The 13,282-nt window shown below is 33.7% G+C and carries 13 protein-coding genes; 9 read left to right on the forward strand and 4 right to left on the reverse strand.

What is annotated here, in order from left to right; genetic code table 11:
• Positions 1-147 precede the first annotated feature (147 nt).
• The 4 genes from M2098_RS10940 to M2098_RS10955 are packed head-to-tail and all read right to left on the reverse strand — an operon-like array spanning position 148 to position 2,680.
• Positions 148-339: a hypothetical protein gene (locus M2098_RS10940; protein ID WP_280684419.1), complete on the reverse strand. Its 192-nt coding sequence runs from the start codon at positions 337-339 to the stop codon at positions 148-150.
• Positions 329-469 carry a hypothetical protein gene (locus tag M2098_RS10945; protein WP_280684421.1) on the reverse strand — a complete coding sequence of 47 codons (141 nt, stop codon included), beginning with the start codon at positions 467-469 and terminating at the stop codon, positions 329-331. Before M2098_RS10945 ends, M2098_RS10940 begins: the two co-directional genes overlap by 11 nt.
• Complete coding sequence (gene istB, locus M2098_RS10950) at positions 459-1,211, reverse strand: IS21-like element helper ATPase IstB (protein ID WP_280684423.1); 753 nt, start codon at positions 1,209-1,211, stop codon at positions 459-461. Before istB ends, M2098_RS10945 begins: the two co-directional genes overlap by 11 nt.
• On the reverse strand, positions 1,193-2,680 hold the full coding sequence (locus M2098_RS10955; protein WP_280684425.1) for an IS21 family transposase: 1,488 nt from the start codon (positions 2,678-2,680) through the stop codon (positions 1,193-1,195). The genes istB and M2098_RS10955 overlap by 19 nt, the downstream gene beginning before the upstream one ends.
• Positions 2,681-3,213: 533 nt before the next feature.
• Between M2098_RS10955 and M2098_RS10960 the strand changes: the two genes are divergently transcribed.
• The 9 genes from M2098_RS10960 to M2098_RS11000 all read left to right on the forward strand — a co-directional run bounded on the left by M2098_RS10960 (position 3,214) and on the right by M2098_RS11000 (position 13,201).
• Complete coding sequence (locus M2098_RS10960; protein ID WP_280684427.1) at positions 3,214-4,629, forward strand: PTS transporter subunit EIIC; 1,416 nt, start codon at positions 3,214-3,216, stop codon at positions 4,627-4,629.
• Between the two features lie 76 nt (positions 4,630-4,705).
• Positions 4,706-5,545, forward strand: a complete 840-nt coding sequence (locus tag M2098_RS10965) for a PRD domain-containing protein (protein WP_280684429.1) — start codon at positions 4,706-4,708, stop codon at positions 5,543-5,545.
• A 4-nt stretch (positions 5,546-5,549) separates the two neighbouring features.
• Positions 5,550-6,296: a ChbG/HpnK family deacetylase gene (locus M2098_RS10970; RefSeq protein ID WP_280684431.1), complete on the forward strand. Its 747-nt coding sequence runs from the start codon at positions 5,550-5,552 to the stop codon at positions 6,294-6,296.
• 362 nt (positions 6,297-6,658) lie between these two features.
• Entirely contained in the window at positions 6,659-7,513 is an 855-nt protein-coding gene (locus M2098_RS10975) for a PRD domain-containing protein (protein ID WP_134171187.1), read from the forward strand.
• 123 nt (positions 7,514-7,636) lie between these two features.
• The gene (locus M2098_RS10980) at positions 7,637-9,520 is read left to right on the forward strand and encodes a beta-glucoside-specific PTS transporter subunit IIABC (RefSeq protein WP_280684433.1); all 1,884 of its coding nucleotides are present in this window, start codon (positions 7,637-7,639) and stop codon (positions 9,518-9,520) included.
• 17 nt (positions 9,521-9,537) lie between these two features.
• Positions 9,538-10,992: a glycoside hydrolase family 1 protein gene (locus M2098_RS10985; protein ID WP_134171183.1), complete on the forward strand. Its 1,455-nt coding sequence runs from the start codon at positions 9,538-9,540 to the stop codon at positions 10,990-10,992.
• Between the two features lie 124 nt (positions 10,993-11,116).
• On the forward strand, positions 11,117-11,809 hold the full coding sequence (locus tag M2098_RS10990) for an MgtC/SapB family protein (protein ID WP_134171181.1): 693 nt from the start codon (positions 11,117-11,119) through the stop codon (positions 11,807-11,809).
• Positions 11,810-11,822: 13 nt separating this feature from the next.
• On the forward strand, positions 11,823-12,563 hold the full coding sequence (locus M2098_RS10995; protein WP_280684437.1) for a tyrosine-protein phosphatase: 741 nt from the start codon (positions 11,823-11,825) through the stop codon (positions 12,561-12,563).
• Positions 12,564-12,835: 272 nt separating this feature from the next.
• Entirely contained in the window at positions 12,836-13,201 is a 366-nt protein-coding gene (locus M2098_RS11000) for an SIS domain-containing protein (RefSeq protein WP_280684439.1), read from the forward strand.
• Positions 13,202-13,282: the final 81 nt, after the last annotated feature.

Genomic DNA, 13,282 nt, shown 5'->3' on the forward strand with positions numbered 1-13,282 from the left:
AGATGGCACATTAAGTGATTCTATATATTTGTTGTAATGATTTATTTGAACATCTGGATTGAAAATTCCTTGAATAATTGGTAACATATAAATACTGTTTATGTCAAGTGAAAAGTACCCCACCGTTGCAGTTGAAAAAGGGACCACTCATATGAAAGGAAGACTGTCTGATCGTTCTTCGATTTCTGCGAGTTCGTATATTTTTTTACGGAATTCTTTTAGTCTTTTATTTTCATCTCTGAGACGTCCTATTTCCGCAAATCCTAATTGTATATCTTTATGCATTTCATCAATTATTTCAATAGCTTTTTTAAGTGTTTTTGGATTGTTATTTTCCATTAGTATCTCCTTCAAGTAAATCCTCTATAATAAGTTTTACCTCTCTTTGATAGCAGGGTTCCACTTTATCCAATATGTATAATAATAAACTGTTAAGTTCTTCTACTTTTATTGTTATTTTATTTTTCATTATTTTCCACCTTCAACCAATCTTGTGTCTTTTTGATCCTGTAACTTTCTCCACGCATATCAATGATATGTGATTTGTATGCGAGCCTATCAATAATGGCTCCTGTTAATACTGGATCCTTGAAAGTTTCTTCCCAACGATCAAACGCTAGATTCGTTGTAATTATAATGCTGCCCTTATCATTTCGATTAGAAAGTAAATTAAAAAGCATTTCACTCCCATCCTTATCAAAGGATACATATCCGAGTTCGTCTAATATCACTAAATCATATTTTTCGAATCTTCGTTTAAACAATGTTACTTGGCTTAAACTGTAGGCCTCTTTCATTTCACTCACAAGGTTTGGAACGCTGGAAAATAAAACAGTATAACCTTTTGTACATGCTTCGATTCCTAAAGCAACGGAATAATGTGTTTTACCAGTACCTGGATTTCCTATCAATATAATGTTTTCCTTTTGTTCAATAAATTCTAGATTTGCAAGCTTCTTCAACTTGTTTTTTGTATCGGCATTGTATGCTTTATATTCAAAATCTACTAGATATTTCTTATTGGTGAATCGTGCTCTTTGTATCCTTCTTGTTACTCCTGTTTCTGCTCTAAGATCAATCTCGTTTTGAAGTAATTCCTCAATAACTTCCTCTACTTCTAATCCTTTTTGCTTTGCTTCCTCTATAAATTGTTTGTAGTTACGACGCGTATATGGTAAACGTAACTCGTATGCTAATGTTTCAATTGACATAGTTCTTCTTCTCCTTCATTTTCGTCATGAAATCCAAATAGTGCATTTAGTTTGCCTAATTCTTTTCTTGTTGCATCTTCTACCTCATTGGATTTGTTAACCATTATTTTTTCTGATACATCCTCTGTTAATATATCTACAATCTCACTTAAGTGCTTATCTGTATTTTCTAATAATATCCCTATGAATTCTCGCTCATTTTGTTTAAAATGGGTTTGATAGATGGATGATAGTTGTGGGCATTGTTTCAGTGCTAATGAATTTTTTAATGCCCCTGGTTTCTTACGTAATGTCTTTAGATAATGCATTAGATCTAATTGATATTGACCAACTCCATCTATTTTTTTATGTGAACTCACATAGTTATTGTTGGCATATATCTCATAGTGATCATAATATTTCTTTACCTTCACCACTTTTCCAACCAGATACTCTGGAACGGAATAGTGATTGTTGTCTAAACACACACAACTGTATTTATCTACTTTCGCATCTACTAAATTTGATAATTCGTATGGTCGCTTATAAGCTCTTAAATAGCTTTTCTCACATTCAATTTCGCTTTCGCTATTAAATGTTATCAATCCATCTTGTAAGTGCTTTTGCGCTTCCTCAAACGTTTCAAACTTATACTTCTTAGTGAATAATGCTTTCCGAATAACTTCAACCGTACGTTCGACACTTCCTTTTTCGTACCCAGCATTTGGATTCGTTGTAAAGATATCAAATCCATAGTATAAGGATAAATGCACGAGTTGCTTATTCAATTCTTTTTTACGTCCTACAAACTTTGATACAACATTGCGCATGTTGTCATACACAACTTCTGCATAAACACCTTGCACAAGTTCGAAGAACTGCACATGCGAGTCTAAGAATACTTCCATTTTCTGGCTCTTATATAGGTATGCCCAACGAAATCCACTTGCTGGTGCCGCAAATGCTGCTAGATGATACGTTTCAACGCATCCTTTGATATACAATTTTACTTCACCAAAATCATATTCTACTCGTTCTCCGTATTCATAGTCTTGTCGTATAAATGCTTCTCGAGCCTTTTCTGTAATTTCCTTCCAATAGACCATCATTGTACGATATGCAATATCATATCCTTCATCAATGAGAATTTCATGAACACTTCGACCATTCAATTTTTGCTTATGTCTTTTTCCTAACAGTTTCGTTTTCTCAATTTCTTCTTGTGCAATATCTTCAAGTCTTTTTAATATAGCACCAGTCACTTTCCTTGGAGAACGATTCTCAGTATTGTAACTTTTCGATTCAACTATGGCACGGATAATTTCATCTTTTTCTTCATTTGTAAGATCCTCTCTTTCTAATTGTTTTTGCTTTGCATCATACACTTTACAAATCCGACTAATCGTTTTTCGATTCATACCAGTGGATCGTTCTATTTCGCGAAACGATTCACCTTTTAAGTGCTTGATAATAATCTCTCGTTTTTTCATTAGTTTTATCACTCCTTCACCTCCGGATTATATTATTTCATACACCGGAATATAAAAAAATAAGTGGTCCCTTTTTTAATGGCAACATGCCATGAAAGTGGTCCACTTTTAAATTACAATAAACAAATACCTTAAATGGTGCTCTCGCAAGAGAGTTCACGGAAGACAGAAAATCAAGCGGCAAAACTTGGGGTTTTCTGTCTTTTTTTATCCTTTCAATTTCAATATACAAAAAAATGCAATAGAGTGCACTCATGATAATTGAGAAACACAATCTATTGCATTTTTTAATTTCGATGAAAAATATCAGTATTAATCCAAACACCCAAAACTTCTTTAAAGGTCACATTGATGTGTGGTTATAAATGACCCATAGTTTTCTTAGAGCCATATCAAACCCAAGGTACTTTTAAATACTCTAAGTATGCAATCAAAGAGTTTTTTTATTTTCTGAACGATTTGTAGTGCACGACAAATTGTTGTAAGAAATCCTTAAGATACCAAGAGATAGAAAGATTAGAAAAGGTGGAATTATGAGTAAAAATGAAAAGAATGCAAGAATTGCTAGTGAAGTATTAGCAGCCGTTGGTGGGGAACAAAACATTACCCAAGTAACACATTGTATGACTCGTTTACGTTTCAATTTAAAAGATGCAAGTATTCCTCAAGATGATACAGTAAAAGCAATTGATGGTGTCATTGGTTTAACGAAATCAGGTGGTCAATATCAAGTAATCATCGGACAAAATGTAGATAAGGTGTACCAAGCATTAATTGAAAATACAAATTTAAAAGGAGAATCAATGGTCAGTGATGAAGTTGATAAACCTAAAGAAAAACGCACATGGAAAACTATCGGTTCAGCAATCCTTGATGGTTTAGCAGGAAGTATTACACCAGCGATTCCAGTTATGATGGCAGCATCTATTTTCAAGATGTTAACAGCAGTACTTGGACCAGATATGTTAAACATACTAAGTCCAACGAGTGACTTATATGTATTATTTACTTTTGTGGGAGATGCAGGATTCTACTTCTTCCCAGTTATATTAGGATACACAGCAGCTAAGAAGTTTGGTGTGACACCAGTACTTGGTATGCTACTTGGTGCAATTATGATTCATCCAACACTTGTGGGTATGGCAGCAGAAGGTAATGCATTTACAGTATATGGAATTCCTTGTAATGTACAAAACTATGCAAGTACAGTATTCCCAATTATTATGTCTGTATGGGTGATGTCATATGTAGAGAAATTCTTTAAACGCATATTACCAGATGCACTAAAAGTTGTATTTAGTCCAACACTAACTATTGCAGTGATGCTTCCAATCGCATTATGTGCATTAGGACCTTTAGGTTCATTCTTAGGAACATGGGTGGGAGAAGCCTTATTAGGTCTAGATAGTGTTGCAGGTTTCTTAGCGATCGCAATTATTGCTGCTTTATGGCAATTCTTAGTTATGAGTGGAATGCATACGATTATGATTACTTCAATGATTTTAATCTTCGCACAAAGCGGAAAAGAAGGTTTAGTAAGTGTTGCAGCAGTTGTATCAAGTATTGCAGTTAGTGGAATGTGTTTAGGAGCATTCTTACGTATTCGTAATAAAGAAGATAAATCGTTATCATTTGGATATTTAGTAGCTGCCTTTATAGGTGGAGTATCTGAACCAGCATTATATGGATTAGGAATGAAATTCAAACGTCCATTTATCGGTTTACTAGCAGGTGGTCTTGCTGGTGGATTATATGCAGGATTAACAGGCGTTATTTCATACACATTAGTGCCTGTAGCAAGTTTCTTATGTATGACAGGATTTGCAGGTGGATCAACAACAAACTTAATAAACGGTCTAGTTGCTTGTGGAATCGGGTTCATTGTAGCTGCGGTTGTTACATACTTCTTTGGCTTTGCAAAAGATGAACCAGCAATCGAGAAAAAATAGTATTTGGAACATTGCAATACGAATACAAAAAACAATTGTATGGTATAATTTTGTGTAATAAAGAAAGGGGAACGTCATGAAGGCGATTAAAAAAATCAATAACAATGTTGCGATTTGTGTAGATGGCAATGGGAATGAATTGATTGCCTTTGGTAAAGGTCTTGGCTTTCCCCAAATGCCATATGAAATTGATAACTTAGATAGAATTGAAATGACTTTCTACAAAGTTAGTGAACAATTTATGCAACTACTGCAAGAAATTCCAGAAGAGGTTTTCCAAATTAGTGCAAAGGTTGTCCAACGAGCAAATAAAATCTTAAATAAATCACTAAACCCAAATGTTGTGTTTAGTTTAGCAGATCACTTAAATTTTGCGATTGAGCGTATGCAAAAATACCAAAAGATGAAATTTGCCTTTTCGTATGATGTTGAACAGCTATATCCAGTAGAAAGCGAACTTGGACGCTATACGTTAGAATTGATGCAAAGAGAACTTTATATATCGTTACCAAAAGCAGAAATTACAAGTATTGCTTTGCACTTTGTACAAGCAGAAGATGATCCGAATATTGATCAAGAAGAAATAAAACTTGAGAAACTGATGGATAAAATCACTGAAATGTTAGAACAGGATTTTCAGGTGAAAATCATGCAAGAGGAATTCAATTATAATCGATTTGTAAGTCACATTCGCTATTTATTAAAACGGATGCAAGAAGGACAACAATTTATGGACACAAATGAAAGTATTGTAAGCAGTTTAAAAGCAGGTTTACCGGAAGTATATCAAGAAGCAAAGAAGGTGGCTGAAGTAATTGCACATTATTATCATGTAGAAAGTTCAGAAGAAGAACTTGCATATTTAATGATTCATATCAATCGAATATTGGAACAAGCAAGACAAAAGAAGGAGTAATCTGATGAAATTAATGATACGAGCAGATGATCTAGGCTATTCACGTGGAGTGAATTACGGGATCTATGATAGTGTAAAACAAGGAGTAATCAATAATGTTGGTGTAATGGTCAATATGCCAGATACCCAACATGGAGTTAACTTACTAAAAGATTTGGATGTGTGTTTTGGACAACATACGAATATCTGTGTTGGAAAACCACTGAGTGATCCTAGTAAGATTCCAAGTTTGGTGCAAGAAAATGGTGAGTTTAAACCATCTTCAGCATATCGTAATGCAACAGAAGACTTTGTTGATTTAGATGAAGTGATTTTAGAAATCGAAGCACAATATGAACGCTATAAGCAATTGATGGGAAAAGAACCAGAATACTTTGAAGGACACGCGGTAGTGAGTGATAACTTCTTAAAAGGATTAGAAATTGTAGCTAAGCGACATGGTTTGAAATACTTTGGCTTTGCTTTTGATGATAAACCAATTATCGTAAATGATAACCAGGTATTTATACATATGGAGGCAATGGATGCTAGTTATGATCCGTTTGCTATGATTAAGCGAATTGCAGAAAATCCAAGTGAGAATGCATTTGATTTGGTTGTATTTCATCCAGGATACCTTGATGCAAATATCTTAGAAAAGTCATCACTTACCATTCCTCGCACACAGGAAGTCAAACTTGCAACAAGTGATAGGTTAGTAAAGTACATGCAAACACATGATATAAAACTTTACACTTTTGATGATTTGTAATTTGAAGGCTAATTAAGGCGGAAAGGATTACTTATCTTTATCGCTTAATGTTTAAATTTTCTTTAGAAGTGATAGTATAAGAATAGTTCATAGGTAGTTTCCTTATTGGGTTTAGCCACTTCAATAATAGTCTATCTATGAATTTTTCATACACTAGATTTGGTCTTCTATAATTCCCTTCTCATTTTACAATACAGGGATTTTATTTCTTAAAAGCACTATTGACAGCGGTTACATTAGATGATATTATACATTCTGTAAAGAGGACTGTAACTGTTTAACAGGCATAACCTATTTTAGCGCAATGAAGATTCTTTGTATCTAAAGTAGGTTTTTTATATGTTTAATACGGAGGTAGAACTGTGAAATTCAAAAAAAAGATTAATAACAATTTTGCATTTGTTGAAGATGATGTTGGAAATGAATTTATCGTAACCGGTCGAGGTATCGGCTTTCATCATGATTTAGAGATAGATATAGACGAATCAAAAGTTGATAAAATATTTAGTACCAAAGATAACATTGCAGATAAAGGAACTTTTGAAACCTTGCTTAACATTAACCCTGATGTACTTGATGTAACATTAGAAGTTTGTAAGATGGCAGAGAAGAAACTGGATGTAACATTTGATAATAACACGTTTATTGTCATTGCAGACCACTTATCATATGCGATAAAACGGTATTATGATAATATTAACTATTCGTTAAGTATGTACTGGGAATTGAAAAAACTATATCCAAAAGAGTATAGGGTAGCCGTCGAATCGCTAAATTTAATAAATGAGCGATTTGGTATTTATTTAGATAAGACGGAAATATCGTTTATTACATATCACTTTGTGAACGTACAAAATGATACAACAATGCTTTCTGATACCATGAAGATGACTAGATTAATCAAAAAGATTATTGATATTGTTCAATATCAATTACAAATAGAATTAAATGAGGACTCATTTAGTTATAATCGCTTTATTAATCATCTACGTTATTTCTTTATTCGAAGAATTAGTGCAGATACTACGCATGTTAATGAAGTTGATGAATTAATTATTGAGACTGTCAAGATTCGATATCCAAAAGAGTATAAAGTTGCGCAAACAATTGCTGATTTTGTACGCCAAGAAGAAGGATGGAGTGTAAGTGATGATGAAACATTATATCTATCACTTCATGTACATCGACTATTAGAACAAGAGAATACAAAAAAATAAAAGGACTGTAACTGATACGATCAGGCATAACCAAATATTTTAGTAAATGCTTTAGGCATAGACTAGATGTTTGGTTTTTTTATTAATATAGCAATTAGCCAAGAAATAAAAGGAGGACAAAACATGGCCAATTATAAAGAGACAGCTAAAGAAGTTGTCAAGTTAACAGGGGGGAAAGGTAATATAACCAATGCATGGCATTGTGTAACACGCTTGCGTTTTAATCTTAAAGATAAAAACATACCCGATTTGGAAAAAATTAAGAAAGTTCCAGGTGTAATGGGAGCACAGTTTAGTGGTGATCAATTCCAAGTCATTATTGGAAACACTGTTGTTGACGTTTTTGAGGAAGTTGAAGAATTACTTGGAGGAACAGGTACTGGTGAAGCTTCATCTAATGAAAAAGAGGGAATTATCTCAAAATTAATGGATGGAATTTCTGGGGTATTTACTCCAATCATCCCAGCGTTAGCAGGTACAGGGTTATTAAAAGGTTTTTTAGCACTTGCTGTTCTTACAGGTATTTTAGATACAACAAGTGGGTTATATCAAATCTTAAACAATTTATCTGATTCTGTATTTTACTTCATGCCGTTTTTCTTAGCAGTTTCTAGTGCTAGAAAATTTAAAACTAGTGAGTATTTAGCGTTAGCAGTAGCTGGTACTATGATGTATCCAACATTCTTAGATATCGCAAAAACTGCGTTTATGGATCCAAGTGTTGTGAATATGACGATATTTGAAGTGATTCCTATTCCGTATGTAAACTACTCAAATTCAGTTATTCCAATTATCTTTTCGGTAATTTTATTGAAACATGTACACAAATGGGTACGTTCATGGATGCCTAAAAGTCTATCTTTAATGTTTACACCAATGATTACACTTGTAATAGTAATTCCTGTAGCATTAACTGTATTAGGACCTATCGGAAGTTATGCTGGAGAATATGTTGGAAAAGGTATGACATGGTTGTTTGACACTATTGGTCCACTAGGTGGGGTTGTATTAGGAGCAACATTCCCATTACTAGTTATGACAGGTATGCATTATTCTCTTGTACCAATCGCTTTAAGTAATCGTGCGGTACTAGGTTATGAAAATATGGTTGGACCAGTTAATGGATGTACAAATATTGCTCAAGCTGGAGCTGCATTTGGAGTTGCAGTACGCACAAAAAACAAAGAAATGCGCCAAGTAGCAATATCTTCAGGGATTTCTGCACTGTTAGGAATTACTGAGCCAGCGATGTATGGAGTTAACGTAAAACTAAAACGTCCATTCTATTACAGTCTTGCAGGTGGGGCAATTGCAGCAGGGGCTGCGATTTTCTTCAATTGTCGTTCATTTGGAGGTGGTGGAATGCCGGGGTTAATGTCATTACCTGCATATGTTCATGTTGAAGATTCAATGAATGTTGTATGGATGGCAGTGTGTTTAGCTATCGCTTTTTTCTCAACATTTATTTTGACTATTACTTTAGGTTTCCAAGAAGATGCGGCTGAGGAAGTAATCGCAGAAGCAGCAGAAAAGAAAGCAATTAAAAACGGAACAAAACACCGTGTGTTTGCACCAATTAGTGGTAAATTACAACTGTTAAGTAGTGTTAATGATAATACATTTGCATCAGAACTAGTTGGAAAAGGTATTGCAATTCAACCAGACAATGGTGAAGTTGTTGCACCAATAAGCGGAGTTGTTAGTGTACTACCGGACACACAACATGCTATTGGTATCGTCGGTGACGATGGAGTTGAAATACTTGTTCATATTGGAATTGATACAGTGAAACTAAATGGCAAACATTTTGATTTTAAAGTTAATAAAGGTGATCATATAGAAAAAGGTCAATTACTAGGAACATTTGACTTTGAAGGTATCACAGCTGCAGGTCTTGATCCAATAACAATGGTTGTTGTAACAAACAGTAGTGATTTTGTAGAAATTATGAATGCTAATGATGAAGGCATAATTTTTAAAGAAGAAGAATTGCTTATCGTTTTATAAAATAGGAGGTCATTAAAATGAACATAAAAACAAATTTCCCAGATGGTTTCTTGTGGGGTGGAGCAACTGCGGCAAATCAACTTGAAGGTGCCTTCTTGGAAGATGGTAAGGGTTGGTCAACTGCAGATACAGCATTATATACAAAAGAAAGAAGAAGTTTAGCTTCTATTACAAAACGTATGGAATCAAAAGATATTGACTTTGCTATGGAAGATAAAGAAGGAATTTATCCAAAGAGAACAGGGATTGATCATTATCATCATTATAAAGAAGATATCGCGTTGTTTGCTGAAATGGGGTTTAAAGTATATCGCTTTTCCATTAGTTGGCCTAGAATATTTCCAAATGGTGATGGAGAAGTAAATGAAGCAGGTCTTGCCTTTTATGAAAAACTTATCGATGAGTGTTTAAAATATGGTATTGAACCGCTTGTTACAATTTCGCATTATGAATTTCCTTTAGCATTAGCAAAGAAACAAAATGGTTGGGAAAGTAGAAAAACCATTGATGCATTTGTAACTTATGCAAAAACACTATTCACTCGCTATCGTGGGAAAGTTAAATACTGGTTAACGTTTAATGAAATAAATATTATTGGAATGACCGGGTATTTAAGTGGTGGTATCCTAGCAGATAATGTGGATAACTTTATGCAGGCACAGTATCAAGCAGCACATCACCAGTTTGTTGCTAGTGCATTATGTGTAAACTTATGTCACGAGATGTTACCAGAAGCAAAAATTGGTTGTATGCTAGCACGTATGGAATCATATCCAGAAACTTGTAAACCGGAAGATGTTATGGAAAGTATTTATAGTGATCATAACAATCTATTCTATTCTGATGTTCAAATACGTGGATATTACCCAACATATATGAATAAGTTCTTTAAAGACAATAACATCAATATTGTGAAGGAAGATGAAGATGATGCTATCTTACTAAATGGAACAGTTGATTTCATGTCATTTAGTTACTATATGTCAGGTGTCTCATCAGCTAATAATGATGGTGAAAAAACTGAGGGGAATATACTGGGGACTAAGAAAAATCCTTACTTAGAAGCAAGTGATTGGGGATGGCAAATTGATCCTGTAGGATTAAGAGTAACTTTACACAAACTGTATGATCGATATCAAATTCCACTATTCATTGTGGAAAACGGTTTGGGTGCGCATGATGTAGTAGAAAGTAATGGAGAAATTCATGATGAGTATCGAATCAATTACTTACGTTTGCATATTGAACAAATGTCAATTGCGATAGAGGAAGGTGTTGACTTAATGGGATATACACCTTGGGGATGTATTGATTTAGTTAGTGCAAGTACAAGTGAAATGAGTAAACGTTATGGCTTTATCTATGTTGATATGGATGATGAAGGTAATGGAACAAATATCAGAAGTAGAAAAGATTCATTTTATTGGTACAAAAAAGTAATAGATACAAATGGTAGTGATTTAACATCGTAGAGATTTACATGATCATTAAAAAAACGTTATAATATAACAAGTTGTAAGAAAGCAAAAACCTGATACGAAGCATGTACATTCGTCCTCGGGTTTTTGTTTCATTAGGAGGAAATGAGGGGATAATATGAGTGTATTAGATATTACAATTCGCTTAACATTGGCAACAATCATCTCTGGTTTGATTGGATTTGATCGTGAGTATAAAAATCGTCCAGCAGGTATTAGGACTCATATTTTAGTTTGTGTTGGAGCAACAATTATCGCATTAATTCAAACGCAAGTACATATAGAGTCAATTGCACTAGCAAGTGAAAACTTAGATTTACTTTCAGTAGTAAGTTCGGACCGTACAAGATTAGTTGCGCAAGTTGTAAGTGGAATTGGTTTTTTGGGAGCAGGAACAATTATTGTCAATAAAAAATCAGTTTCCGGGTTAACCACAGCAGCCTCACTATGGGCGAGTGCTTGCTTAGGTATTGCCATCGGTATGGGATATTATGCAATTACATTCGTTGGATCTGTTGCAATCATTGGAGTGCTGAGTATACTGCATCGTTTTCTAAAAGTACCAACTCAAAAGAAATTGGAGATACAATATATTCATCGTATTGAGACGAAAAGTGTAATTAATGACTATTTTGAAAGTAGAGATATTACAGTTGCTGATGTGGATTTTCGTGTAGAGAAACACGATGATTATCGTGTATATTGTAATTTTTATACAATAAATCTACCAAAAGGATTATATTACGCAGATATTATTGAAGATCTATCGTTACATAAAAATGTCACAAAAATTCGCATGGTTAATGCATAGGAGGTAATGAGAAATGTATACATTAGTAAATTTTAGAGATTTAGGTGGCTATAAAACACCTAGTGGAGTCGTAAAAAAAGGAAAGTTTTTTCGCAGTGGCGAATTGGTATCATTAAGTGAAAAAGCAAAAGATGCACTAGTAAATACATATCAAATACGCTATATTTTTGATTTTCGTCAACTTGATGAAGTAGAGAAAAGACCTGATGATATATTGCCAAACAGTAAACATATTCATTTGGATATTATGAAAAATTTCGAACATAGTACAAGTCTAAAAAGCTTTAAGGAAAATGATATTGACCCCGATAGCATGATGATTGAAGTATATAAAAGCATCATTCGTTCAAAAACAAGTCAACAAGCTTATAAAGAGTTTTTAGAAACAATAATAGAAGATGATAGTGCGATTCTATTTCACTGTTTTGCAGGAAAAGATCGTACGGGTATTGGTGCAGCTTTCATTTTGAAATTATTAGGCGTAAGCGATGAAGACATTTATACAGATTACTTATTAACGAATCAAATGCGTAAAGAAGCGAATGAAGTATATTTAAACGCTTATAGACAAAAGGGTGCATCAGAGGAAAAAATAAAAGCAATGGAAACGATGCTTTATGTAAAAAGTGAATACTTAGCAAGCGCAATCGCTGTAATTGAAAATGAATATGGAGGATTTGATAATTATATAGAGAATGAAATTGGATTATCAACAGCATGTGTTGAAAAGATGAAAGAGAGATTTATCATATAAATATATTCGAAACTTTTGTTGAATCGCTTATGCCTAACATAACAGCTACTTGTTCATTTTGAATGTTATGTTATGATAATAAAAAGAGGTGTGTTATATGTTATCAGCTAAACAAATACAAAGTTTGAATGAAACGGAACTAGAAGTTTAAAAGTATATTTCAAAAAATCCAAAGAAAGTTCAACAAATGAAAATTCGAGATGTCGCAGAAGCTGCGCATGTATCAACAACGACAGTCTTACGTTTTTGCAAGAAAGTTGGTTGTGATGGATATGCGGAATTCAAAATTAAGTATCGTATGGAGTTGGAAAAAAAACGAAGATATTGTTGACCATAATGAAACACGATATTTGTATGAGTATTTTAAACGTGTCGATACTGATGATTTTGATGAGCAATTAGATGAAATTGCACAAGTGATTACAAGTAAACCGAAATTGATTTTTATGGGGATTGGAACATCAGGCGCATTATGTAAATATGCAGCACGTTATTTTTTAAACATTGGAAAATTCTCACAGCATATTGATGATCCATTTTATCCAGTGCCTGCAGATTTCTCTGAAGATTCTGTCATCTTTGTTTTATCAGTAAGTGGAGAAACCAAAGAAACCATTGATCAAATTAAGACGGTGTAAAAATTTTTGTGTAAAGTATCCTCCCTTGGTAGAATGAAAATAACTACCAAAGGAGGATTTTTAATATGAGTAAGAAAGATA

This window comes from Breznakia sp. PFB1-19 (assembly GCF_029893935.1).
Taxonomy (GTDB): domain Bacteria; phylum Bacillota_I; class Bacilli_A; order Erysipelotrichales; family Erysipelotrichaceae; genus Breznakia; species Breznakia blatticola.